Raw genomic sequence first — 22,999 nt, forward strand, 5'->3', positions numbered from 1 at the left:
GGCCTTGCCCGCGGCGTCGAAGAGTTCGACGCCGCGGCCGCCGACGGCGACGGGCAGGGTTGCATGGATCTGGCGATGCAGAATGTGCGTCATCTCGATTTTCCGAAAAGGTGCGCGCGCGGCGCGGGTTGCAGGAGGTGGATCTTCAGGGTGGAGAGCTGTTTTTCGGCACGGCCGATGGCAGCCAGCGCCGCCTCCCCGCCCGCCCCGGCCACGAGCGCCGCGAGAATCTCGGCGGCGGCGAAGGCCGGCGTCATGGTGTGCAGGAAGGACGGGCTTTCGGTCGCCGCCAGGATCACGTGATCGGCAAGGGCGGCAATCGGCGAAACGGGACTGTCGGTGAGCGCGACGACCGTCAGCCCGAGCGATCTGGCGTGCTCGGCCGCCTCGATGCTGGCACGCGTATAAGGCGCGACCGTCGTGACGAAGAACACATCGCCCGCCTGGGCGTGGCGCAGGGCGTCGAGCCCCGTGCCGGCTCCGAAGTCGAGCAGAACCGCCTTCTCGCCCAGGAAGGACATCGCATAGGCGAAATGCGCCGCCACGGCATGGCTCGACCTCAGGCCGAAACAGTAGATGCGCCTCGCATCCGCCATCGTCCGGGCAGCGGCCACCAGCGTTTCCAGCGTCTCCGGCTCGGCGAGCGCCGCCACCTGGGCGGCACCGGCGGCGGCGATGTCGCGCGCCAGCGCATGGCTGCCGCCCTCCTTCTGGCGGGCCACCTGCGCACCCGCCTTGCCGGAGAAGCCGAGCGCCTGTTCCTTCAGCGCCGCGCCGTGCAGTTGGCGCAGTTCCTCGTAGCCCTCGAAACCGAGCCGCTTGGCGAGCCTGGTCATGGTCCAGGGCTGGACGCCGGCGCGGCGCGCCTGCTCACGCATCGAAAGCAGCGCCACGTCGCCGGGATTGTCGAGCACGTAGCGGGCCGCCGCTCCCAATTGACCGGGCAACTGGTCGAAGGAACGGGTGATGCGGTCTGCGAGAGCGGCGCGGTCCATGAAATGCATCCTAGACGCAGTGCCATGGATATGCAACAAATGTTGCATTATATTATTCAATGCTACGTATGGAGGATTTCGTGAGCGAAACCGCGCATCGCGTCGCCATCGCCGTCGCACCCAATGGCGGCCGGCGCACGAAGACGGATCACCCGGCTCTGCCGCAATCGGCGGCGGAATTGGCCGAGACGGCCGCCGCCTGCCTCGATGCGGGTGCGGCGATGATCCATTTTCACGTGCGCGACGCCGAGGGCCGTCACACCCTCGACGCCGATGCCTACCGTCAGGCCATCGCCGCCATCAGGCAGGCGGTCGGCGAGCGGCTGGTGGTGCAGATCACCACGGAGGCCGTGGGGCGCTACGCGGCGCGCGAGCAGATGGAGGTGGTGCGCGCGGTGCGTCCGGAGGCCGCCTCGCTGGCCCTGCGCGAACTCGTGCCGGATGCCTCGCACGAGGTGGAGTTCTCGCGCTTCCTGTCCTTCATGCGGCAGGAGAACATCGCTCCGCAGATCATCCTCTATCACCCGGACGAGGCGCTGCAGCTCAAGGCCATGATGGCGCGCGGGCTTGTCCCCTTCCCCGATGTGCCGGTGCTCTATGTTCTCGGCCGCTATACGGAAGGACAGCGCTCGGCTCCCGCCGACCTCCTCCCCTTTCTCGACGGCGCCATGCCGCGCTTCTCCCATTTCATGGTCTGCGCCTTCGGCGCGCGCGAGGCGGGCTGCGTGACGGCCTGCGGCCTTCTCGGCGGCCACGCGCGGGTCGGTTTCGAGAACAACTTCTTCCTCGCCGACGGCAGCATCGCCCACGACAATGCGGCGATCGTCTCCGGCGTCGGCGTTGCGCTCGCGGGCCTCGGCATGGAGATCGAGACCGCCGACGGCCTGCGCGCCTGCTGGGGCCTTGGCGCGCCGGCGCGCGGACAGTGATCACCCGCCAGGGGCCTCGTCCAATCGCCGGCGGCGGTGGACGTCTTCCCACGACATCACTAAATGTCGTTGAGCAACTTCAGGAGTTTCCCATGGCCATCCGCATCAAACCGAAAACCTACGGTCCGTTCACCACGGCGATCGGCCCGGGCAAGATCGTCCGCGTTGAGACCGCGCCGAAGCAGACCGTGTCCATCACCTCGCCCAGCATCGAAGATGCGGGGTCGCCGGTGGACTTCATGGTTTCGGCGCTCGGCGCGTGCCTGGCCCTCTCCTTCCATCACGCGGCCCAGGAGATGAAGATCGACGTCGGCACCGTTTCGGTCGAGGTGAGCGGGAAAAAGGCCGAGGACTTGCCCGACCGCGTCGGCAGCTACACGGCCCTCGTCTCGCTGGACATCGTGCCGGAGGAGGCGCAGTGCGCCGAGCTGATCAAACGCGCCAAGGCGCGCTGCACGGTCAGCAACTCGCTCAACGGCCCCCTCGACATGCACATGGCTGGGTGACGCCCGACCCGGGCAAAGCCGATTGACGGCGCCGCACGCTTCTCCCATACAGAGGACGCACAGCGACAGGCTAGTGCATTTTGCAGTCAGGTGGAATCACCTGACGTCCGCATAAATGCGGAAAAACAAATCGGTCTAAGGGAGGCAGGCTATGGCTTTCGCACGCGTGAACGGCGTCGTCCTTCACCACGAGGTCCGTGGTGCGGCGGACAAGCCGGCCCTGGTCTTCTCCAATTCGCTGGGCACCGATTTCCGCATCTGGAGCGCGGTCGCGGCCCGGCTCGAACGGGACCACCGCATCGTCCTCTACGACAAGCGCGGCCACGGGCTCTCCGAGGCCACGTCGCAGCCCTATGCGATGACCGACCACGTCGACGATCTCGCCGCGCTGCTCGACCATCTCGGCATCGCGCGCGCGGCGGTGGTCGGCCTGTCCGTCGGCGGCATGATCGCCCAGGGGCTGGCGACGCTCAGGCCCGACCTCGTCACGGCTCTCGTGCTGTGCGACACGGCGCACAGGATCGGCACCGACGACCTGTGGAACAGCCGCATCGAAGCGGTGAATGCCGAAGGCATCGCCGCCATCGCCGACGGCATCCTGCAGCGCTGGTTCACGCCCGCCTACCGGTCGCCGGACAATGCCGATTTCGTCGGCTATACGGCCATGCTGACACGCACCACCGTCGACGGCTATGCCGGCACCTGCGCGGCGCTGCGCGATGCCGACCTCACCGAATCCACCCGCGCCTTGAAGCTGCCTGCCCTGTGCATCGTCGGCGACCATGACGGCGCGACGCCGCCCGATCTCGTGCGGCAGCTCGCCGACCTGATCGACGGCGCCGAATATGAGGTGGTCAAGGATGCCGGCCACCTGCCATGCATCGAGCAACCCGCCATCACCGCCGGCCTGATCGCGGATTTTCTAGGCCGCGCCTGATAATCGCCGACCCTCTTTTTCAGCTTTTTTCCCTCGATTTTCAGCGGGATATTTTCATGTCACCCACTTTCATGATCGTCTTTATCTGCCTGGCGTTCGCCTTCCGCTTCGCCACACTCGGCATCTCCATCCGTCACGAACGCCGGCTGAAGGCCGAAGGCGCGCGCGAATACGGCGCCGTCAACAGCATCGTCCTGGCTTTGCTGCACGTCGCCTTCTATGTCTGCGCCATCCTTGAATGGAGTCTTGCGGACAAGGCTCCCCTCTCCTCCATCCAGATCTTCGGGTTCGCCCTTTATCTCTTCGCGGCGCTCATGCTGGTGCTGGTCATCCGCGCGCTCGGGCCGCTGTGGACCGTCAAGATCATCATCGCCACCAATCACCGGCTCGTCGCCAGCGGCCCGTTCAGATGGGTCCGCCATCCCAACTACGTCCTCAACATCGTGCCGGAGCTGATCGGCTTCGCACTGGCGCTCGGCGCCTACCGGACGCTTCTCGTCGGGTTGCCGGTCTATCTCGTCTCGCTGGTCCTGCGCATCCGCCAGGAGGAGGCAGCGATGCGACAGGCGTTTCCCGACTACGGGCAGCATGCGGCGTGATGGGGGCTTATGCAGGCCCCGCAAATATGCGAAACGGTTTGCGGCCATCGCAGTGTTAGGGAGTGACCATTGTCCGATACCGTCTCGTTCACGCTGGAAAACGGCGTCGCCCTCATCGTTCTGGACAATCCGCCGGTCAACGCGCTCGGCCATGCTTTGCGGGCGCCTCTCTTCGCGGCCCTGGAAAAGGCCAGGGATGATGAGGCGGTCGAGGCCGTCGTGATCGCCTGCGCCGGGCGCACCTTCATCGCCGGCGCCGACATTTCAGAGTTCGGCAAGCCGCCGCTCGAGCCGAGCCTGCCGGACCTGATCGCTCTTCTGGAAAGCATCGACAAGCCGACCGTCGCCGCCATCCATGGCACAGCGCTCGGCGGCGGTTTCGAGCTAGCGCTCGGCTGCCACTATCGCGTTGCCGAGAAGTCGGCCAAGGTCGGCCTGCCCGAAGTCAATCTCGGCCTCATCCCCGGCGCCGGCGGCACGGTGCGCCTGCCGCGCCTCATCGGTCCCGAGGCGGCGCTCGGCATGATCGTTTCCGGCAAGCCCATCGGCATGGAAAAAGCACTGGCGCTGGGCGCAGTCGACCGCCTCGCCGAGGGCGACCTGCGCGCCGAGGCGATCGCGTTTGCCAGAGAGAAGGTGGCCCAAGGTGGGCCCTACCCGCACATCCGCGAGCGCGCGGAAAAGCTCGCCGTCGATCTCGACGCCTTCGACGCAGCCGTCGCGGAAGCGACCAAGAAGGCGCGCGGCCTCACCGCGCCCCTGAAGGTGGCCGAGGCCGTTCGCAACGCCATCACCATGCCGTTCGACGATGCCCTTGCCCGCGAGCGCGACATCTTCATCGAGCGGCGCGACAGCACCGAATCGGCGGCCCAGCGCCATCTCTTCTTCGCCACCCGCGAGGCGACCAAGGTTGCGGGCGTCGGCCGCGACGTCGAGCCGCGTCCGATTCGCAAAGCCGGCGTCATCGGTGCCGGCACGATGGGCGGCGGCATCGCCATGGCGCTCGCCAATGGCGGCATCTCCGTCATCGTTCTGGAGATGAACGAAGAGGCGCTGGCGCGCGGCCTCGGCCAGGTCGAGAAGATCTATTCCGGCTCCGTGACGCGCGGCTCCATCAGCGCTGCGGAGAAGGAGGCGCGGCTTTCCCGCATCTCCGGCACCACCGATTATGCGGCGCTTGCCGACTGCGACATCGTCATCGAGGCGGTGTTCGAGGAGATGGGTGTCAAGCGCCAGGTGTTCAGCGCGCTCGACAGGGTGATGAAGCCTGGCGCCGTGCTTGCCTCCAACACCTCCTATCTCGACCTGAACGAGATCGCCGCCACCACGGAGCGGCCGCAGGATGTCGTCGGCCTCCACTTCTTCTCGCCCGCCCATGTCATGCGGCTGCTCGAGATCGTCCGCGGCGAGCGCACCGCCGCCGACGTGCTGGCCACCGCGCTGGCGCTTGCCCGCGCCATCGGCAAGGTGCCGGTCGTGGTGGGGGTGTGCAACGGTTTCGTCGGCAACCGCATGCTGGCGGCCCGGCGCGATGAGAACGAGGACCTGCTCCTGTCCGGCGCGACACCCGAACAGGTCGACAAGGTCTTCACCGATTTCGGCTGGCCGATGGGACCGTTCCAGATGGTCGACCTTGCCGGTCTCGACATCAGCTGGAAGCATCGCCAGTCGCTCGGGCTTTCCGCCCCGATCGCCGACACGCTGTGCGAGGCGGGCCGTTTCGGCCAGAAGGCGGGCCGCGGCTTCTATCTCTACGAGGACGGCTCGCGCGCGCCGAAGCCCGATCCCTTCGTCACCGAACTGATCGAGCGCAAGGCGGCGGAGCTCGGCATCGAGCGCCGCGCCGTCGGCGCCGAGGAGATCACCGAGCGCACGCTCTATCCGATGATCAACGAGGGCGCGAGGATCATCGAGGAAGGCATCGCCGCCCGCGCCTCCGACATCGACGTGGTGTGGGTCAACGGCTACGGCTTCCCCGTCGCCAAGGGCGGACCGATGTTCTGGGCCGAGCGCCATGGCATCGACAGGATCGTCGACCGGCTCGAGCATTGGCACGGGGTGACCGGCAAGGAGGTGTTCAAGCCGGCGCCGCTCCTGCGACAGCTCGCCCTGACGGGCGGCGGCTTCTCCTCCCTCGCTTAGAGGCCTCGCATAGAAAGCCCGCCGTCCCTACATTGCCCCTGAACGCAAAGAAAAAGCGGAACGCACAGAATGGACATTCGCCAGATCGCAGACGACTACGCCGTTTCCCCGCAGATCACCGCCGACGAGGTCGCCAAGGTGAAGGCGGCGGGTTTCCGAAGCATCATCTGCAACCGCCCGGACGGCGAGGAAGCCGGCCAGCCCGAGGCCCAGGCGATCGCCCGCGCGGCCGAGGCAGAGGGGCTTTCCTTCCGCCACGTGCCGGTGGTGAGCGGCGCCATGACGATGGAAGACGTGACCGACATGGCGGCCGCCCTGAAGGAGCTTCCCGGCCCCGTCTTCGCCTATTGCCGCAGCGGCGCCCGCTCGGCCAATCTCTACGGCATCATCCGCGAGCGCGGGCTTTAGGACCAAGTCTGCCAAGAAGGCAGCACCATCCTCAGTAAAGCCACCGCAACATCACCAGCGAGATCGCCGGGAAGACCGTCAGAAGCACCACGCGGATGATGTCGCTCAGGATGAACGGCGTCACGCCGCGGTAGGTGGCGGCGATCGGCGTGTCCTTGGCCATCGAATTGAGCACGAACAGGTTCATGCCCACCGGTGGCGTGATCAGCCCCACCTCGACGACGATCAGCACCAGAATGCCGAACCAGATGGCGAATTCCTCGGCGCCCAGGCCGAAATCCAGCACCGTGACGATCGGGAAGAAGATCGGGATCGTCAAAAGGATCATCGACAGCGAGTCCATGACGCAGCCGAACACCAGGTAGAGCACCAGGATCAGCGTCAGGACCATCCACGGATTGTAACCCTGCTCGCTGACGAAGGCGGCCATCTGCTGCGGCACCTGCGCCAGCGCCAGGAACGAGTTGTAGAAGCCGGCGCCGAGCACGATGAAGAAGATCATCGCCGTTGCCGTTGCCGTCGCCAGCACCGACTGGACGAAGGTCTCGCGCGTCAGCCCGCCGTTCACCAGCGCGATGATGCCGGTGCCTGCCGCCCCCACGGCGGCGCCCTCCGTCGGCGTGAAGACGCCGAGATAGATGCCGCCCACCACCGCCAGGAACACCACCAGAACCGGCCACACGTCGATCAGCGCGCGCAGGCGCTCCGGATAGGGCGCGCGCTCGCGCTGCCCGGCAGACTCCGGCCACAGCCGCACATAGACGGAGATGGCGATCATGTAGCCGGCGGCCGCCAGGATGCCGGGAATGAAGGCCGCGACGAACAGCTTGGCGATGTTCTGCTCGGTCAGGATGGCATAGATGACGAGGATCACCGAGGGCGGGATCAGGATGCCGAGCGTGCCGCCGGCGGCCAACGTGCCGGTGGCGAGCGCTCCTGAATAGCCGTAGCGGCGCAGTTCCGGCAGCGCCACCTGGCTCATCGTGGCCGCCGTCGCCAGTGACGAGCCGCAGATGGCGCCAAAGCCGGCGCAGGCGCCGACCGCCGCCATGGCGACGCCGCCGCGCCGGTGGCCCATCCAGGTTTCGGCCGCCTTGAACAGCGCCCGCGACATGCCGCCGAGGGCGGCGAACTGGCCCATCAGCAGGAACAGCGGCACGATGGTCAGCGAATAGGCGGAAAAGGTGGAATAGGTCTCGTTCTTCAGCTTGGCGAGCACCGGCATGACGCTGCCGAAGATCAGCCAGCTGCCGCCCAGCCCGCACAGAAGCATGGCCAGCCCGATCGGCAGGCGCAGGAAGATGAGAAGGAGCAGCAGCGGAAAAGACCAGAGGCCGAGTTCGAAATTGGTCAATGAACGCTCCCCTGGCCGAGTTCTGGCATGGGCGTGCCGGCTCTGAGTTCATGAAAACGCACGGTGATCATATAGGCCGAGACCATGGTTGCGACGACGGAGGCGACGAAACAGGCCGCATAGGGCCACCACATGGGAAACTGAAGGATGAAGCTGGTTTCACCATAGGCGAGCTTGTCCCGCATCCCGTAATAGAGCTGCCAGGCGATCAGGCCGAGGACGACCGTCATCAGGATTTCGGTCAAGAGGTCGATGATGTGATTGGCGCGGTTGGAAAAGAAGGCGGTCACGATGTCCACCGTGGCGTGTCCCCGGTTCAACTGGCACCAGGGCAGGAACGCGAAAACCGAGAAGCCGACGCCGGCCTGCACCAGCTCGAAATCGCCCGGCACCGGCCCGAGGCCGAAGCGCGTGAAGGCGCGACCGCTGATGCTGGCAACCGTCATGACGACGACCGCCGCCAGGACGATGCCGCCCAGGATGGCCAGCGCCCGCGCCAGCCAGACGATGATGCTCGATGGTTTCATGCCCCTTCCCGTCCCACTGCGTTCCCGCTCATTGTTGTTTCCTGCGGCCGGGCGCAAAAACGTTAGCCAGCGGCCGGGTTCAGCGCAAGCTGCGAAAAAGGGGCGGACCCGACAGCCCGCCCCGCTTCCACCGTCGAAGACGGCCTTACTTGCTGGTGTACTCGTCGATCAGCGCGCGAGCCTCGTCGATGAGCATCTGGCCGTCGATGCCCTTGCCCTTCATCTCCGCGATCCACTGGTCGTAGACCGGCTGCGCGGCCGTTTTCCACGCCTCCGTATCCTCAGCGCTGATCTCGATGATGTTGTTGCCGCGGTCGACGGCGATCTGCCGGCTCGGGCCGTCCGCCCCGGCCTGGGTGCGCCCGGCGAAGGCGGCGAATTCCTGGCCGGAATTGTCGTCGATCACCTTCTTCAGGTCGTCGGGCAGGCTGTCGTATTTGGCCTTGTTCATGGCCAGCACGAAGGTCGTCGTGTAGAGCGCGTGGTCGCCGCCGAACTCGGTGTGATTGGAGACCAGCTCAGGCACCTTCAGGGCAGGCGTCACCTCCCAGGGAATGACGCAGCCGTCGATCACGCCCTTGGAGAGGGCCTCGGTGATCTGCGGCACCGGCATGCCGACCGGCGTCGCACCGAGTTGGCCCAGGAGCTGGTTGATGATGCGCGTGGGCGCACGGATCTTCATGCCCTTCAGATCGCCAAGCGTCTCGATGGGCTGTTTCGAGTGGAGCATGCCCGGACCATGGACCCACACGCCCAGCACATGGGTGTCCTTGAACTCCGTATCCTTCATGTGCTTCTCGAACAGATCCCAATAGGCGCGCGAGGTGGCCTCGGCATTGGTCATCATGAAGGGAAGCTCGAAAACCTCCGTCGAGGGAAAGCGGCCCGGATTGGACCCCGGCAGCGTCCAGACGATGTCCACGACACCGTCGCGCGCCTGGTCGTAGAGCTGCGGCGGCGTGCCGCCGAGTTGCATGGCAGGGTAGCGCTCGATCTTGATGCGGCCACCCGATTCCTGCTCGATCTTGTCGGCCCACGGGTCGAGCACCAGCTTCGGCACATTGGCCTGCGGCGGCAGGAACTGATGCAGCCGGAGCGTCACCTCCTGGGCGAGCGACGAGGCCGTCGCGGCGATCAGTCCGCCCGCCGCCACGGCGGCAGCCAAAGCCAGTTTTCTCACGGAAAATGATTTCATGCTTTTCCTCCCGATTGCATGAGCGTCGGCGCCTGCACAGCGCCCTTTCCTCCAACCTCGCATCGGATTGCCCAGCCGGTTCCCAACCCTTTGGTCCGATGCCTCGCGCACCGGTCGAAGACCGGAACGTCAATGACTTGCGGCGCTCCACGGCATTCCCGCAGGATGCAAGGCGTCGTATGCGGCCAAGTATCCTCCGGAACCCCGGCTCACGTCCAGCCGCGACTTTAACGAAAATCGTGTAACAATAAAGAGGCGTGTTGGGAAATCTTCGTAACACGATGCCGGATCAGAGCGGCAGGGCCCCGGTTTCCTTCAAGGTCTCCAGAACGATGGCGCTTTTCACATGCTGTACGGATTCATGCGGCAGGAGCACGCCGTTGACGAACGCCGACAGGGACTTCAGGTCCGGGGTGACGACCTTGAGGATGTAATCCATCTCGCCGGTCAGGGCGTGCGCCTCCTGCACCTCGGGCAGACGCGCCAGCAATTCGCCGAAACGGCGGGCATTGTCCGGATTGTGGGTGGCGAGCGTCACGGTGATGATGTTGACCAGAGGAAAGCCGAGCCGGTCGCGGTCGAGCACGGCGGCGTAGCCGCGGATATACCCCTCTTCTTCCAGCCGCTGACGACGACGCGAACATTGCGAGGGCGAAAGGTTCACACGTTCCGAAAGGTCGTTGTTGGTGTGCCGCGCATCCGCCTGCAGCAACGACAGTATCTTGCGGTCATATCCATCCAGGCGTGCCTCTGCCATGCAATTCTCCTTATTTCTGCACGAAGCTCGCACATTTAGCACAAAACATGCCCCATAATGCAAGCAGCTTGCGCAGCCGAGGGCCTAAAATATGCGCAGGTCGCCGAGACGCGCCACGACATTCCAGAACAGGAGGAGTTGAACCATGGGTCCGTTCCCGCACGACGCGCCCCCCGCCAAGATCACCGACGACAATCCCGCCGGCACGGACGGCTTCGAGTTCGTCGAGTTTGCGCACCCCGAACCGGAGAAACTGGCCGAGCTGTTCGCCAAGATGGGCTACAGCGAGGTCGCCCGCCACAGGGCGAAGAAGATTTCCGTCTGGCGCCAGGGCGACATCAACTACATCGTCAATGCCGAGCCCGGCAGCCATGCCATGCGCTTCGTCGACAAGCACGGCCCCTGCGCCCCGTCCATGGCCTGGCGCGTGGTCGACGCCAACCATGCCCTGGAGCATGCCGTCTCGCGCGGCGCCGAGCCCTATACGGGCGCCGACAAGACCCTCGACGTGCCGGCCATCGTCGGCATCGGCGGCTCCCTCATCTATTTCGTCGACACCTACGGGGCGAAGGGGTCGCCCTACGACGCCGAGTTCGAGTGGGTCGGCAAGAAGAATCCGCGGCCCGAGGGCGTCGGGTTCTACTATCTCGACCACCTCACCCATAACGTCTATCGCGGCAATATGGACAAGTGGTGGGCCTTCTACCGCGATCTCTTCGGCTTCACGCAGATCCATTACTTCGACATCGACGGCCGCATCACAGGCCTCGTCAGCCGGGCGATCACCAGCCCCTGCGGCAAGATCCGCATCCCGCTCAACGAATCGAAGGACGAGACGAGCCAGATCGTGGAGTATCTGAAGAAATACAACGGCGAAGGCATCCAGCACATCGCCGTCGGCACCGAAGGGATCTACGACGCCACCGACAGGCTGGCGGACAACGGGCTCAAATTCATGCCCGGTCCGCCCGACACCTATTACGAGATGAGCCGCGAACGCGTCCACGGCCATGACGAGCCGCTCGACCGGATGAAGAAGCACGGCATCCTGATCGATGGCGAGGGCGTTGTGAACGGCGGCATGACGAAGATCCTGCTGCAGATCTTCTCCAAGACCGTCATCGGCCCGATCTTCTTCGAGTTCATCCAGCGGAAAGGCGACGAGGGATTCGGCGAAGGCAATTTCCGCGCCCTCTTCGAATCCATCGAGGAAGACCAGATCCGGCGCGGCGTCATCAAGGTGGATGCCGCCGAATAATCACGCGGAGAATTGCCGTCCGCAATTCCGGAAAGGCCGCCTCGTGCGGCCTTTTATTTTGTTTTTCTGCGCTTCCAACCGGATTTTCAAGATCAGATTGTGTCTCTCTGACTGGATCAAGCAGCAATAAGAGATGGATCAAAACTTTTACTGACCATGATCTTTATCGTCGGCACCGCCGGGGCGATGATGGGCTGCAAGCAATACCCAAAGGAGTGGAACACGATGCAACGGACGTTTGGACAAATGTCTCGCCGCGATCTGTTGACGATGATCGGGGCGACAGCCGGAAGCGCTGCACTCTATCAGGCAATGACGACGCTCGGACACGCGCAGGAATCGACCTATCAGGGTCCCGTCAAGCTGGACGGCGACCCCAAGGGGGCGAAGGTGCTCGTCCTCGGTGCGGGCCTCGCCGGCATGGTCGCGGCGCTCGAGCTGCGGGCAGCCGGCTACACGGTCGAGGTGCTCGAATACCGCGAGAAGGCGGGCGGGCGCTGCTGGACCTTACGGGGCGGCGACAGCTACACCGAACTCGGCGGCTTCAAGCAGGACGTCAAGTTCTCGGAGGGCAACTACTTAAATCCCGGCCCCTGGCGCATCCCGCACCACCACCACGCCGTCCTCGACTACTGCAAGCGCCTCGGCGTCACGCTCGAGCCCTTCATCCAGAAGAACCACAACGCCTATCTCCACTCCACCGCAGCCTTCGACGGCAAGCCACAGCGCTTTCGCGACATCGCGGCCGATTATCGCGGCCAGACCTCCGAACTCCTCGCCAAGGCGGCCAACCAGGGCAAGCTCGACGAGATGGTCAGCGAGGAAGACAAGGAGATGCTGCTCGAATCGCTGCGCCTCTATGGCGCGCTCGACAAGGACTTCGCCTATGTGAAGAGCGAGCACACAAGCGACTTCCGCGGTTACCAGAAATGGCCGGGCGGCGGCGCCGGGGCAGCGCCCATCCCCTCCGAGCCGATCGATGCCAGCCAGATCCTGCAGTCGCGGCTGTGGCAGTGGCTGGACGATGCCGAGACGATCGACCATCAGCAGACCATCTTCCAGCCGGTCGGCGGCATGGACATGATCGCCCAGGCCTTCGAACGCGAGGTCAAGGATCTGATCCGCTACAATGCGAAGGTCACCTCCATCCAGCAGGACGACAGCGGCGTCACCGTGACCTATGAAGACACGGGCGGCCAGGGCGGCCCGCAGGAGGCCACGGCCGACTGGTGCATCTGCACCATTCCCTTCTCCATCCTCGGCCAGATCGAGAACAATCTGTCCGGCGAGATGAAGGGGATCATCGATTCCATGTACTATGCCGGCTCGGCCAAGTTCGGCCTCGAGTTCAACCGCCGCTTCTGGGAAGAAGACGAGCGCATCTACGGCGGCATCTCCTACACGGACCTGCCGATCTCGCTCATCAGCTATCCCTCGACCGGTTATTTCTCCAGCGGCAAGGCGGTGCTGCTCGGCGGCTACAGCTGGGGCGCCTACGCCTATCAGTTCAACGCCCTGCCGCCCGAAGAACGGATCAAGCGAGCGGTCGAATACGGCGCGATGATCCATCCGCAATACAAGGAGGAATTCTCGAACGGCGTGAGCGTCGTCTGGCACCGCGTGCCCTGGGTGCTCGGCTGCTACGGCATCTGGAAAGACAAGGAAGCCGACTACGAGAAGGCGACGAAATTCGACGGCCGCATCCTCATGGCGGGCGAGCACATCTCCTATCTGCCGGCCTGGCAGGAGGGAGCGCTTCTCTCCGGCCTCGATGCCATTTCCCGCCTGCACGACCGCGTCATCAACGGCTGAGCGGCCGACCTCGCAAAGGAGAAAACCCCATGCGATCCAGAACCCTCTTATGCATCGCTTCCCTGGCCGCCGTGGCTGCCGCGCCGGCACTGGCGCAGGAAGACAACGCCATGTTCAACAACCCTTCCAAGATCACGGTCGAGGGCGGCGAGAACGTCTACAACGCCGTCTGTCGGGGCTGCCACATGCCTGAAGGCGCCGGTGCCGTCGGCGCCGGGGCCTATCCGGCCCTTGCCGGCAACGCCAACCTCGAATACCCCGAATATCCGATCTTCATCATCCTCAACGGCCAGAAGGCGATGCCGCCGCTCGGCGGGGTGCTCGACGACCAGCAGATCGCCGATGTGGTGCGCTACATCCAGACGCATTTCGGCAACGACTATTCCAGCGAAGTGACGGCAGAGTCCGTCGCCGCATCGCGGCCCTGATTTTCGACCACACGACCGCGTCGCCGTCTCTTCGCGGGCGGCGCGGTTTCAACGTTCCATTTTTGAAAGGAGATTTCCATGATCCGTCTCGCCAGCCTCCTCACCGGCGCCGTCCTGCTCGCCGGCGCAGCCCAGGCCGACCCGGTCGTCCGGCACAAGATTCCAGGCTCGGACTTCCCGATCGCCCGCGCCGTCGAGGTGCCGGACGATGCGACGACGATCTATCTCAGCGGCGCCGTTCCCGCCGTCGTCAACGAGAATGCCGAGCGCGGCACCCTTAAAGCCTATGGCGACATGACCGAGCAGACCCGCACCGTCCTGCAGGCGATCGAGAAGACGCTGAAGGAGATGGATCTGGGCATCGGCGACATCGTGAAGCTGCAGGTCTTCCTTGTCGCCAAGGACGGCGAAGCGATGGATTTCGCCGGTTTCATGAAGGGCTATACCGAGTTCTTCGGCACCGAAGCGCAGCCGAACCTGCCGGCCCGCTCGGTGTTCCAGGTGGCAGGCCTTGCCAATCCCGGCTGGCTGATCGAGATCGAGGCCATCGCCGTGCGCGAGGACAAGGACTGAGGGCGGCGCGTCAGGATCGACCGTCACGGCATGGATGCCCGGCTCGGCGGCCGGGCATGACGAACTGTGGGAACGAGAATGCAAACCATCGGCATCCCCGACTGACACCATGGTCCATGCCATTCGTCACCCTCGGGCCCCGACCCGAGGGTCCATGCCGGAACAGCCCGTCATCGGCCCAAGACGCCGCCTCTTCCGGCCCGGCCTGCCGCCCTACTTCCGCGCCGCCGCCAGCGCCGCCTTCAGCGTCTCCAGCTTGCCCACCTGATTGGCGAGCAGCAGCACCAGGCGGGCGTTGAGCCGGGCGCTCCCTTCCAGGCTCAGACCCTCATGCGCTTCCATCAGCGCCGCATAGAAATCGTCGCCCGCAGCACCCAGCCGGTCGCTGCCGATGTCCGTCTTCCTCGTCATCCTTCCCTCCCCATGGCGCGGCTCATGGCGGCCGCCACCTCGTGCGCGTCAGGATGCTCGAACGAGGCGGCGATGTGCTGGTCCGGCCTGATGAGATAGAGCCGGCCGGCGCCATAGCGGGCGGCGACCACGCCGTCCACATCGACCAATCGCACAACCCCCTCCACGGTTTCGCCGTCGGCCGTCTGCGACACCTGCACCACGTGCAGCCCGGCCGGCAGGCCAATCGGCGGATCGCAATCGACGGCGATGAGCACGAAGCCTCCACCCGCCTGGTTCAGGAGCCACTCCCGGCGCCCCTCGGCCTCGACCGGCGCGTCGGGCATCACCAGGCCGGAGGCGAGCGGCGCGCGCGGCGGCGCCGGCGTCTGCAGCGCAAGGCCCTCCAGCGAGCAGGGCCTGGAGAGGCGGCCGGAATTCACCAGCCGCCGTGCGAAGTCGTGATCGTCGGCAAGAGCGAGCACGCTGTCACGGAAGATCTGCTCCATCTTGCTCTTCGGCGTCATGAAGGAGGTCGAGCGCGCCGAGTTCAGGATGTTCTCGTCGGCGCCATGGATGCGCTCCTCGTCATAGGTCGCGATCAGCGAGGCGGGCGCCTCGCCATGCACCACCATCGCCAGCTTCCAGCCGAGATTGTCGATATCCTGTATGCCGCCATTGCCGCCGCGCGCGCCGAAGGGCGAGACGATGTGCGCACTGTCGCCGGCGAAGATCACCCGGTCGTGAACGAACCGTTCCAGCCGCCGGCACTGGAAGGTGTAGACCGACACCCAGTCGAGCTCGAAGAGGTCGTGGCCGATCACCTTCTTGATGCGCGGGATGACGTTTTCCGGCTTCTTCTCCTCTTCCGGGTCGGCATCCGGGCCGAGCTGCAGGTCGATGCGGTAGATATCGTCCGGCTGCTTGTGGAGCAGCGCCGAGCGGCCGTTGTGGAAGGGCGGCTCGAACCAGAACCAGCGCTCGGAAGGGAAATCCGCCTTCAGCTCGACATCGGCGATCAGAAAGCGCTCCTCGAAGACCTGGCCCTCGAAATCGAGACCCAGCATGCCGCGCACCGGTGAGCGCGCGCCGTCGCAGGCCAGCACCCAGGCCGCATCCATCTGGTATCGACCGTCCGGCGTCTCGACGCCGAGCCGTACGTCGCCGCCCTTCTGCTCGACGGCGGTCACCTTGTTCTTCCAGCGCAGATCGATGAGGTCCGGGAAGTCGGCGGCCCGCTCCACCAGATATTGCTCGACATGGTATTGCTGCAGATTGATGAAGGCCGGCATCTTGTGGCCTTCCTCCGGCAGGAGGTCGAAGCTCCAGACCTCCCGGTCGCCGTGGAAAAGCCGCCCGACCTTCCAGGTCACGCCCTTCTCCACCATCCGCTCACCGACGCCGAGCCGGTCGAAGATCTCCAGCGTGCGCTTCGACCAGCAGATGGCGCGGCTGCCCACCGAGACCACGTCGTTGTCGTCGAGCACGACCACCGGCACGCCGCGTTGGGCAAGATCGATGGCGGCGGCCAGGCCCACCGGCCCGGCGCCGACGATCGCCACCCTGTACTGGCCGATATGACCGCCGGCGAGCTCCGGCGGCGTCCTGTAGAGGAATGGTTCGTAAGCGTAGCGCGGCATCAGCGTTGCTCTTCCAGTTGCAGGCGTTTCATTTCCTCGCGTCGGAGCGGCGCATCGAAGTCGAGGAAGAACTCGTCGAGCTGCGGCGGCTTCACCGATGTTCCCGCGAGCATCGCATGCACCTGCCCGCGATGATGCACCTGGTGCAGGAAGAGATGGGGCAGGAGCGCATCGATCCGCTCGTGGAAGATTCCCGCCTCGCCCCGGTCGGTCGCCACGCGGCGCTCCATGTCCGCCGCGCTGAGCCCGGCGCAAAAGGCGATCAGACGCTCGTCCTCCAGCCGCTGCGCCTCGGCCAGCGCGGCCGGATCGTCGAAGGGGGTGAAGTCGTAGAAGGCGGCCACGCCGACGCCGCCCTCCACCAGCGCATCGAGATAATAAAGGTCGATGGCCAGGATGTGGTTCAGCGTCTCGGCGATGGACGGGAAGAAGCTGGTGCGCGCAGCGGCGAACTCCCCCGGTCTCAAAGACAGCACGGACCGGTAGAGCCGGTCGTTGGACCACCGGTTGTTGCCGGCCATGCGGCGCATGTGTTCAACGAGCGCGGCCATGTCACTCCTCCTGTCTGACCGGAACCGCCTGGATCAGGGTCCACACCTCTCTACCCGGTTCAGGATACTCCCCTTAGCCCCGCAGGGGCACCCGTCATCCCTGCAGGGCGTCCCACATCGCCTTGTCACGCTCGGCCGTCCAGATGCGCGGCGTGTCGATGCCGAGCGCCTCGTCATAGGCGCGCGAGACGTTGAAGGGCAGGCAATGCTCGTAGATCGCGTAATCGGCGAATTTCGGGTCGCAGGCGGCCCGGCAGGCATCCCATGCCTCCTTCAGCGAGCCGCCGCCCTGCGCCACGCGCGCCACCGGCTGGTAGGTCGACAGGACGAAGTCGCCGGTCAGGTCCAGTGCCTCGTTGACCATGTCCTGGCCGACCAGCGCATCGCCGCGGCCGGGCGCGATGGCGTCGAGATCGAAGGCGCGGATCTCCTCCAGCGTCGCCGGCCAGTCGTGGAAATGGCCGTCGCCGCAATAGCAGGCCGAGTGATATTCGACGATGTCGCCGGTGAACATCACATTGGCATCCGGCACATGGGCGACGATGTCGCCGGCCGTGTGGGCGCGGCCGAGGAACATCAGGTCGACCCGGCGCTTGCCGAGATAGACCGTCATGGAGCTCGAGAAGGTCGTCGTCGGCCAGGTGAGGCCGGGGATCGATTCATGCCCCTGGAACAGGCGCGGGAAGCGCACGAACTCCGAATCCCAGTCCTCCTTGCCGCGCTCCACCACCATGGCGCGCGCCTTGTCGCTCATGATCACGGTCGGCGCCCGGTAGGCGGAGGCGCCGAGCACGCGCACGGCGTGATAATGCGTCAGCACCAGGTGGCTGATCGGCTTGTCGGTGACGGAACGCACCTTCTCGATCACCTTCTCGGCGAGGCGCGGCGTCGCCTGCGCCTCGATCACCATGACCGATTCGTCGCCGATGATGATGCCGGAATTCGGATCGCCCTCGGCGGTGAAAGCCCACAGGTCGCGGCCGATCTCGTCGAAGGATATCCTTTTTTCCGTCAGATCGCCTGCGGATGCGAATTGCTTGGCCATTACGCGCCTTTCTCGTATTTCTGAACCGTCTGCTCGATGGCGCCGAAGATCGAATGACCGCCGCCATCCTTCATCTCGATGCGCACCGTGTCGCCGAAGCGCATGAAGGGCGTCTTCGGCCCGCCGTCGTTGATCGTCTCGATCATGCGGATCTCGGCGATGCAGGAGTAGCCGACGCCGCCCTCGCCCACCGGCTTGCCCGGGCCGCCGTCCAGCTTGTTGGAGACGGTGCCCGAACCGATGATCGCGCCGGCGCAGAGCGGCCGCGTCTTGGCCGCGTGCGCCACCAGCGTGGGGAAGTCGAAGGTCATGTCGACGCCCGCTTCCGCGCGGCCGAAAGGCTTGCCGTTGTAGTCGACGATCAGCGGCAGGAAGACCCGGCCGCCATCCCAGGCTTCGCCCAGTTCGTCCGGCGTCACCGCCACCGGTGAGAAGGCCGAGGACGGCTTCGACTGGAAGAAGCCGAATCCCTTGGAAAGCTCGGCCGGGATGAGGCCGCGCAGGGAAACGTCGTTGACGAGCATGATCAGGCGTATGGCCTCGCGCGCCTCGTCCACGCTCGCGCCCATCGGCACGTCGTCGACGATCACCGCCACCTCGCCTTCCATGTCTATGCCGTAGGTCTCGTCGGCCATTGCGATCGGATCGCGCGGGCCCAGGAAGGCATCGGAGCCGCCCTGATACATCAGCGGATCGGTCCAGAAGCTTTCGGGCATCTCCGCCCCGCGCGCCTTGCGCACGAGTTCGACGTGGTTCACGTAGGCAGAGCCGTCCGCCCACTGATAGGCACGCGGCAACGGCGACATGGCATCGTGCTCGTGGAAGCGCTCGGAGGGTACGGAGCCGTGCTCCAGGCTCTCGGCGAGGGCCGCCAGATGCGGCGCGATGCGAGCCCAGTCGTCGAGGGCGGCCTGCAGCGTCGGCGCCAGGAACGAGGCGTCCGTGCAGCGGGTCAGGTCGCGCGAGACGACGACCAGCCTTCCGTCGCGCGTTCCGTTCTTCAGCGTGGCGAGTTTCATGCTTGTTCCTTCATGCGGGGGCTGCGGAGCTCTTTCCGAGCGGCAGTTCAAGGCCGTCGCGGCCGATGGTGAGCGGGCCGGAGAAGGTCCGCCTTACCACCGCCTCCCAGTCGCCAGGTCCGAAATCCGGATCGTCGGCCGGAATGAGGTGGTTGAGCACAAGATGCGCGCAACCGGCCTCCGACGCAATGCGTCCGGCGTCCTCGGCCAGCGTGTGGCTCGCCATCAGGTGCTCCTTCAGGCGCGCGCCGTTTCCGGTTCGGGCGACCAGCCGGTCGACGCCTGCCGAAAGCATCGCCTCGTGCACCAGAACATCCGCCTTCGCAGCAAAGCCGGCGAGCGGCGGGAAGTAATTCGTGTCGGCGGAAAAGACGATCCGCCGCCCGCCATGCGAGAAGCGCAGGGCGTAGCACTCGGTGACCGGCGGATGATCGACCCGCAGCGCGTCAACCGTCAGCCCGCCTTCATCCATCACCAGCCCCTCGCCGAACTCGACGACCTCCACCAGCGTGCGGATGTCGGGGCGCCCCTCGTCGTCGATGCGGATGTCGATGTCATAGGCGAGCGAGCGGCAGAAATGCGCCCACACGTCCTTCGTGCCGACAGGGCCGAACACCTTCACCGGGCTCGCCAGGCCGGCGGTCCAGGCCGTGTGCAACAGAGCACCCAGTTCCAGCACGTGGTCCGAGTGCAGATGCGTGATGAACACCAGGTCGAGCGTCTTCAGCGGCACGCCGGCGTCGACCAATCCCCGGGTCACGCCGAGCCCGCAATCGATGACGGCCGAACGACCACCGATCTGCAGCAGAGTGGATGTCGGCATGGGGCCGCCCGGCCGCAAGGCCGGACCGCCCTTCGTGCCGAGAAGCACGAGCCTTTCGTTCACGACCAATCGCCCTCGGGCGTCCCGTTGAAGCGCTTCTTCAGGTCCTGCCAGCAATCGATGTAGTTGTCCTGCAGCGCTTCCGTCTCGGCGGCATAGCGTGTCAGGTGCTGCGGGAAACGCGTCTCGAACATGAAGGCCATGGTGTCCTCGAGCTTCACCGGCTTCAGCTCCGCCCTGGTGGCCTTGTCGAAGCCGAACGCGTCCGGGCCGTGCGGCAGCATCATGTTGTGCAGCGAGACGCCGCCGGGCACGAAGCCCTCCTCCTTGGCGTCGTACTGGCCTTTGATCAGGCCCATGAACTCGCTCATGATGTTGCGGTGATACCAGGGCGGGCGGAAGGTGTGCTCGGCCACCATCCAGCGCGGCGGAAAGATGACGAAGTCGATGTTGGCCGTGCCTTCCTCGCCCGATGGCGCCGTCAGCACCGTGAAGATCGACGGATCGGGGTGATCGAAGAGGATCGCGCCGACCGGCGAATAGGTCGCCAGGTCGTATTTGTAGGGTGCGTAGTTGCCGTGCCAGGCGACCACGTCGAGTGGCGAATGACCGATCTCGGTGACATGGAACTCACCGCACCATTTGACGAACAGCCGGCAGGGTCTCTCCTTGTCCTCGTACCAGGCCGTCGGTGTCTTGAAGTCGCGCGGATTGGCGAGGCAGTTGGCACCGATCGGCCCGCGGTCCGGCAGAGTGAACTTGGCGCCGTAATTCTCGCACATATAGCCGCGCGCCGGGCCGTCCATCAGCTCCACCTGGAAGATCATGCCACGCGGCAGGATGGCGATCTCGCCGGGCAGGATCTCGATGACGCCCATCTCCGTCTTCAGCCGCAGCCCGCCTTCCTGCGGCACCAGCAGGAGCTCGCCGTCGGCGTTGAAGAAGTAGTCGTCCACCATCGAGGTGTTCAAGGCATAGACATGGGCGGCCATGCCCGCCTGGCCCTGCACGTCGCCGGCCGTCGTCATCGTTCGCACGCCCGACAGGAAATCCGTCTCCTCATTGGGCATGGGCATCGGGTTCCAGCGGAGCTGCCCCAGCGCCAGCTCATGGTCGCCGAGATTGGGCGCCGACTTCCAGTCGGCAAAGCTGACCGACTTGAAACGGCCGGTGTGCTTGACGCTCGGGCGTATGCGGTAGAGCCAGGAGCGTTCGTTGGTGCCGCGCGGCGCGGTAAAGGGCGAGCCCGAGAGCTGCTCGGCATAGAGCCCATAGGCGGGACGCTGCGGCGAGTTCTGGCCCTGCGGCAGCGCGCCCGGCAGGCTTTCCGTTTCAAAGTCGTTGCCGAAGCCCGGCATGTACTGGAAGGTCATGTCTTCCTCCCCTGTTCGAAGTTCGTTACACTCGTAACGGTCGAAAATGTAACTATCAACACGGATCGGGTCTGTCATGAAGGGAGACGTTTTGCGCCTCGAAGAGTTCCTGCCGTATCGGCTCAACAGGCTGACCGACGCCGTCAGCCGGGACTTTTCGAAAATCTACCGCGACCGTTTCGGGCTCACCCGTCCCGAATGGCGTGCCCTGGCGGCGCTCGGACAATACGGCACCATGACGGCGACGGCGATCGGCGGGCATTCGTCGATGCACAAGACCAAGGTCTCGCGGGCGGTCGCGGCACTCGAGAAGCGCAAGTGGGTGGTTCGCGAGACCGACGGCGACGACCGCAGGATCGAGCACCTGACGCTGACCGCGGCGGGAGAGAAGGCTTATCGCGAGATCGTTCCCTTGGCGCACGCCTTCGCCGCCCGCCTTGCCGGCGTGATGGGCGCGGCGCGCTGGGCCGAGTTCGACTACGGGCTGGAGCGGCTCGAGGCCTTTTTCCTCGAAGACAATGAGAAAGGCCCCGGGGGTCGCGCCTGAACCGCTACCAGCTCATCACCACCTTGCCGGCGCTGCCGGAGCGCATGGCGGCGAAGCCTTCCCGGAAATCGTCGGCCTTGATGCGGTGGGTGATGATGTCGCGCAGGTCGAGACGCGTCTGCACCAGGGCGATCATCTTGTACCAGGTCTCGAACATCTCGCGGCCGTAGATGCCCTTCAGATGCAGCATCTTGAAGATGACCTTGTTCCAGTCGATCTCGAAACCGGTCGGGGCGATGCCGAGGATGGCAATCTTGCCGCCATTGTTCATGGCGTCGATCATGTCGCGGAAAGCGGGGGCGGCGCCGGACATCTCCAGCCCGACATCGAAGCCCTCCGTCATGCCGAGCTGACGCATCACCTCCGGCAGCGTCTCCTCGGCCGCGTTGACGATGTGCTGGACGCCGAGCTTGCGGGCGAGTTCCAGCCGTTCGGGATTGATGTCGGTGATCACCACCTTGCGCGCTCCCACCGCCTGGGCCACCAGCGCGCCCATGATGCCGATCGGTCCGGCGCCCGTCACCAGCACGTCCTCGCCGACGAGGTCGAAGGAGAGCGCGGTGTGCACGGCGTTGCCGAGCGGATCGAAGATGGAGGCGATCTCATCGGGGATGTTGTCGGGAATCGGCACCACATTGTGTTGCGGCAGGGCGATGTATTCGGCGAAGGCGCCGTTGCGGTGCACGCCGACCCCGAGCGTGTTGTGGCACAGATGGCCGCGGCCGGCGCGGCAGTTGCGGCAATGACCGCAAACGATGTGCCCCTCGCCCGAGACCCGCTGGCCGACATGGTATTCGCTCACCGCCGATCCAACATCCGCCACCGTGCCGACGAATTCATGTCCCGTCACCAGCGGCACCGGAATCGTGTTTCGCGCCCACTCGTCCCAGTTCCAGATGTGAACGTCGGTGCCGCAGATGGCGGTCTTCTTCACCTTGATCAGCACGTCGTTCGGGCCGATCTCCGGCACCGGCACACGTTCCATCCACAGGCCTTCCTCCGCCTTGGACTTCACGAGCGCCTTCATCATGTTGGACATGGTCGACTATCCTTCCCCAACGATATCTGCACAACCGGCAGCGCCGCTCCGCCCCTCACCCTTACCCTCTCCCCGCTTGCGGGGAGAGGGAGGCATCCACGTTGCGGCCATCTTCCTTCTCCCCGCTTGCGGGGAGAAGGTGCCGGCAGGCG

Annotated in this window: 24 protein-coding genes; 11 read left to right on the forward strand and 13 right to left on the reverse strand. The window is 65.4% G+C overall.

The genetic code is table 11. From position 1 onward, the window contains the following. Positions 1-89 precede the first annotated feature (89 nt). The gene (locus tag NUU27_RS19425; protein ID WP_257763830.1) at positions 90-995 is read right to left on the reverse strand and encodes a MurR/RpiR family transcriptional regulator; all 906 of its coding nucleotides are present in this window, start codon (positions 993-995) and stop codon (positions 90-92) included. 68 nt (positions 996-1,063) lie between these two features. Here NUU27_RS19425 and NUU27_RS19430 point away from each other — a divergent pair, with 68 nt between their 5' ends. From NUU27_RS19430 to NUU27_RS19455, 6 genes are all read left to right on the forward strand, one after another. After that, complete coding sequence (locus NUU27_RS19430; protein ID WP_257763831.1) at positions 1,064-1,924, forward strand: 3-keto-5-aminohexanoate cleavage protein; 861 nt, start codon at positions 1,064-1,066, stop codon at positions 1,922-1,924. 92 nt (positions 1,925-2,016) lie between these two features. Then, a complete protein-coding gene (locus tag NUU27_RS19435) occupies positions 2,017-2,430 on the forward strand; it encodes an OsmC family protein (protein WP_257763832.1) in 414 nt (137 codons plus the stop codon). A gap of 151 nt (positions 2,431-2,581) precedes the next feature. Next, on the forward strand, positions 2,582-3,367 hold the full coding sequence (pcaD, locus tag NUU27_RS19440) for a 3-oxoadipate enol-lactonase (RefSeq protein WP_257763833.1): 786 nt from the start codon (positions 2,582-2,584) through the stop codon (positions 3,365-3,367). Between the two features lie 56 nt (positions 3,368-3,423). Further along, positions 3,424-3,966 carry an isoprenylcysteine carboxyl methyltransferase family protein gene (locus NUU27_RS19445; protein WP_257763834.1) on the forward strand — a complete coding sequence of 181 codons (543 nt, stop codon included), beginning with the start codon at positions 3,424-3,426 and terminating at the stop codon, positions 3,964-3,966. 69 nt (positions 3,967-4,035) lie between these two features. Continuing rightward, entirely contained in the window at positions 4,036-6,108 is a 2,073-nt protein-coding gene (locus NUU27_RS19450; RefSeq protein ID WP_257763835.1) for a 3-hydroxyacyl-CoA dehydrogenase NAD-binding domain-containing protein, read from the forward strand. A gap of 69 nt (positions 6,109-6,177) precedes the next feature. Further along, entirely contained in the window at positions 6,178-6,516 is a 339-nt protein-coding gene (locus tag NUU27_RS19455; protein WP_257763836.1) for a TIGR01244 family sulfur transferase, read from the forward strand. A 31-nt stretch (positions 6,517-6,547) separates the two neighbouring features. Here the strand turns inward: NUU27_RS19455 and NUU27_RS19460 are convergent, their stop codons facing one another. From NUU27_RS19460 to NUU27_RS19475, 4 genes are all read right to left on the reverse strand, one after another. Further along, on the reverse strand, positions 6,548-7,870 hold the full coding sequence (locus NUU27_RS19460) for a TRAP transporter large permease (RefSeq protein WP_257763837.1): 1,323 nt from the start codon (positions 7,868-7,870) through the stop codon (positions 6,548-6,550). After that, on the reverse strand, positions 7,867-8,397 hold the full coding sequence (locus NUU27_RS19465; RefSeq protein ID WP_257763838.1) for a TRAP transporter small permease: 531 nt from the start codon (positions 8,395-8,397) through the stop codon (positions 7,867-7,869). Before NUU27_RS19465 ends, NUU27_RS19460 begins: the two co-directional genes overlap by 4 nt. 145 nt (positions 8,398-8,542) lie before the next feature. After that, positions 8,543-9,592, reverse strand: a complete 1,050-nt coding sequence (locus NUU27_RS19470; RefSeq protein ID WP_257763839.1) for a TRAP transporter substrate-binding protein — start codon at positions 9,590-9,592, stop codon at positions 8,543-8,545. A 289-nt stretch (positions 9,593-9,881) separates the two neighbouring features. Beyond that, positions 9,882-10,349: an Lrp/AsnC family transcriptional regulator gene (locus tag NUU27_RS19475; protein WP_257763840.1), complete on the reverse strand. Its 468-nt coding sequence runs from the start codon at positions 10,347-10,349 to the stop codon at positions 9,882-9,884. A gap of 145 nt (positions 10,350-10,494) precedes the next feature. Here NUU27_RS19475 and hppD point away from each other — a divergent pair, with 145 nt between their 5' ends. The 4 genes from hppD (at position 10,495) to NUU27_RS19495 (ending at position 14,420) form a co-directional block, all read left to right on the forward strand. Further along, positions 10,495-11,607, forward strand: a complete 1,113-nt coding sequence (hppD, locus tag NUU27_RS19480) for a 4-hydroxyphenylpyruvate dioxygenase (protein WP_257763841.1) — start codon at positions 10,495-10,497, stop codon at positions 11,605-11,607. Between the two features lie 246 nt (positions 11,608-11,853). Next, on the forward strand, positions 11,854-13,419 hold the full coding sequence (locus NUU27_RS19485; protein ID WP_257763842.1) for a flavin monoamine oxidase family protein: 1,566 nt from the start codon (positions 11,854-11,856) through the stop codon (positions 13,417-13,419). 29 nt (positions 13,420-13,448) lie between these two features. Continuing rightward, positions 13,449-13,847: a cytochrome c gene (locus tag NUU27_RS19490; protein WP_257763843.1), complete on the forward strand. Its 399-nt coding sequence runs from the start codon at positions 13,449-13,451 to the stop codon at positions 13,845-13,847. A 78-nt stretch (positions 13,848-13,925) separates the two neighbouring features. Then, a complete protein-coding gene (locus NUU27_RS19495; protein ID WP_257763844.1) occupies positions 13,926-14,420 on the forward strand; it encodes a RidA family protein in 495 nt (164 codons plus the stop codon). 213 nt (positions 14,421-14,633) lie between these two features. On the opposite strand, the gene NUU27_RS19500 is transcribed toward NUU27_RS19495, so the two are convergent. The 7 genes from NUU27_RS19500 to hmgA form a co-directional block, all read right to left on the reverse strand. After that, entirely contained in the window at positions 14,634-14,831 is a 198-nt protein-coding gene (locus NUU27_RS19500) for a DUF2783 domain-containing protein (RefSeq protein ID WP_257763845.1), read from the reverse strand. Next, a complete protein-coding gene (locus NUU27_RS19505) occupies positions 14,828-16,450 on the reverse strand; it encodes an FAD-dependent oxidoreductase (RefSeq protein ID WP_257763846.1) in 1,623 nt (540 codons plus the stop codon). Before NUU27_RS19505 ends, NUU27_RS19500 begins: the two co-directional genes overlap by 4 nt. Beyond that, entirely contained in the window at positions 16,450-17,001 is a 552-nt protein-coding gene (locus tag NUU27_RS19510; protein ID WP_257763847.1) for a DinB family protein, read from the reverse strand. The genes NUU27_RS19505 and NUU27_RS19510 overlap by 1 nt, the downstream gene beginning before the upstream one ends. A 94-nt stretch (positions 17,002-17,095) precedes the next feature. Continuing rightward, positions 17,096-18,046 carry an MBL fold metallo-hydrolase gene (locus NUU27_RS19515; protein WP_257763848.1) on the reverse strand — a complete coding sequence of 317 codons (951 nt, stop codon included), beginning with the start codon at positions 18,044-18,046 and terminating at the stop codon, positions 17,096-17,098. Then, positions 18,046-19,065 (reverse strand): fumarylacetoacetate hydrolase family protein, encoded by a 1,020-nt coding sequence (locus tag NUU27_RS19520; protein WP_257763849.1) that lies wholly within the window; start codon positions 19,063-19,065, stop codon positions 18,046-18,048. Before NUU27_RS19520 ends, NUU27_RS19515 begins: the two co-directional genes overlap by 1 nt. A 10-nt stretch (positions 19,066-19,075) precedes the next feature. Further along, positions 19,076-19,951 carry an MBL fold metallo-hydrolase gene (locus tag NUU27_RS19525; RefSeq protein WP_257763850.1) on the reverse strand — a complete coding sequence of 292 codons (876 nt, stop codon included), beginning with the start codon at positions 19,949-19,951 and terminating at the stop codon, positions 19,076-19,078. Then, a complete protein-coding gene (hmgA, locus tag NUU27_RS19530) occupies positions 19,948-21,261 on the reverse strand; it encodes a homogentisate 1,2-dioxygenase (RefSeq protein WP_257763851.1) in 1,314 nt (437 codons plus the stop codon). Before hmgA ends, NUU27_RS19525 begins: the two co-directional genes overlap by 4 nt. Positions 21,262-21,337: 76 nt before the next feature. Between hmgA and NUU27_RS19535 the strand changes: the two genes are divergently transcribed. After that, positions 21,338-21,808: a MarR family winged helix-turn-helix transcriptional regulator gene (locus NUU27_RS19535; RefSeq protein WP_257763852.1), complete on the forward strand. Its 471-nt coding sequence runs from the start codon at positions 21,338-21,340 to the stop codon at positions 21,806-21,808. Between the two features lie 4 nt (positions 21,809-21,812). On the opposite strand, the gene tdh is transcribed toward NUU27_RS19535, so the two are convergent. Beyond that, positions 21,813-22,847, reverse strand: a complete 1,035-nt coding sequence (gene tdh, locus NUU27_RS19540; RefSeq protein WP_257763854.1) for an L-threonine 3-dehydrogenase — start codon at positions 22,845-22,847, stop codon at positions 21,813-21,815. Between the last annotated feature and the right edge of the window lie 152 nt (positions 22,848-22,999).

It is taken from the genome of Nitratireductor sp. ZSWI3 (genome assembly GCF_024655565.1).
In the GTDB taxonomy this organism is placed as follows: Bacteria; Pseudomonadota; Alphaproteobacteria; order Rhizobiales; family Rhizobiaceae; genus Nitratireductor.

What these genes read in the sequence shown, in the direction of transcription:
- NUU27_RS19425 (WP_257763830.1), bottom strand. Translation starts at nt 995, where the DNA reads ATGGACCGCGCCGCTCTCGCAGACCGCATCACCCGTTCCTTCGACCAG.
- NUU27_RS19430 (WP_257763831.1), top strand. Translation starts at nt 1,064, where the DNA reads ATGGAGGATTTCGTGAGCGAAACCGCGCATCGCGTCGCCATCGCCGTC.
- NUU27_RS19435 (WP_257763832.1), top strand. Translation starts at nt 2,017, where the DNA reads ATGGCCATCCGCATCAAACCGAAAACCTACGGTCCGTTCACCACGGCG.
- pcaD (WP_257763833.1), top strand. Translation starts at nt 2,582, where the DNA reads ATGGCTTTCGCACGCGTGAACGGCGTCGTCCTTCACCACGAGGTCCGT.
- NUU27_RS19445 (WP_257763834.1), top strand. Translation starts at nt 3,424, where the DNA reads ATGTCACCCACTTTCATGATCGTCTTTATCTGCCTGGCGTTCGCCTTC.
- NUU27_RS19455 (WP_257763836.1), top strand. Translation starts at nt 6,178, where the DNA reads ATGGACATTCGCCAGATCGCAGACGACTACGCCGTTTCCCCGCAGATC.
- NUU27_RS19465 (WP_257763838.1), bottom strand. Translation starts at nt 8,397, where the DNA reads ATGAAACCATCGAGCATCATCGTCTGGCTGGCGCGGGCGCTGGCCATC.
- NUU27_RS19470 (WP_257763839.1), bottom strand. Translation starts at nt 9,592, where the DNA reads ATGAAATCATTTTCCGTGAGAAAACTGGCTTTGGCTGCCGCCGTGGCG.
- NUU27_RS19475 (WP_257763840.1), bottom strand. Translation starts at nt 10,349, where the DNA reads ATGGCAGAGGCACGCCTGGATGGATATGACCGCAAGATACTGTCGTTG.
- hppD (WP_257763841.1), top strand. Translation starts at nt 10,495, where the DNA reads ATGGGTCCGTTCCCGCACGACGCGCCCCCCGCCAAGATCACCGACGAC.
- NUU27_RS19485 (WP_257763842.1), top strand. Translation starts at nt 11,854, where the DNA reads ATGTCTCGCCGCGATCTGTTGACGATGATCGGGGCGACAGCCGGAAGC.
- NUU27_RS19490 (WP_257763843.1), top strand. Translation starts at nt 13,449, where the DNA reads ATGCGATCCAGAACCCTCTTATGCATCGCTTCCCTGGCCGCCGTGGCT.
- NUU27_RS19495 (WP_257763844.1), top strand. Translation starts at nt 13,926, where the DNA reads ATGATCCGTCTCGCCAGCCTCCTCACCGGCGCCGTCCTGCTCGCCGGC.
- NUU27_RS19500 (WP_257763845.1), bottom strand. Translation starts at nt 14,831, where the DNA reads ATGACGAGGAAGACGGACATCGGCAGCGACCGGCTGGGTGCTGCGGGC.
- NUU27_RS19505 (WP_257763846.1), bottom strand. Translation starts at nt 16,450, where the DNA reads ATGCCGCGCTACGCTTACGAACCATTCCTCTACAGGACGCCGCCGGAG.
- NUU27_RS19510 (WP_257763847.1), bottom strand. Translation starts at nt 17,001, where the DNA reads ATGGCCGCGCTCGTTGAACACATGCGCCGCATGGCCGGCAACAACCGG.
- NUU27_RS19515 (WP_257763848.1), bottom strand. Translation starts at nt 18,046, where the DNA reads ATGGCCAAGCAATTCGCATCCGCAGGCGATCTGACGGAAAAAAGGATA.
- NUU27_RS19520 (WP_257763849.1), bottom strand. Translation starts at nt 19,065, where the DNA reads ATGAAACTCGCCACGCTGAAGAACGGAACGCGCGACGGAAGGCTGGTC.
- hmgA (WP_257763851.1), bottom strand. Translation starts at nt 21,261, where the DNA reads ATGACCTTCCAGTACATGCCGGGCTTCGGCAACGACTTTGAAACGGAA.
- NUU27_RS19535 (WP_257763852.1), top strand. Translation starts at nt 21,338, where the DNA reads ATGAAGGGAGACGTTTTGCGCCTCGAAGAGTTCCTGCCGTATCGGCTC.
- tdh (WP_257763854.1), bottom strand. Translation starts at nt 22,847, where the DNA reads ATGTCCAACATGATGAAGGCGCTCGTGAAGTCCAAGGCGGAGGAAGGC.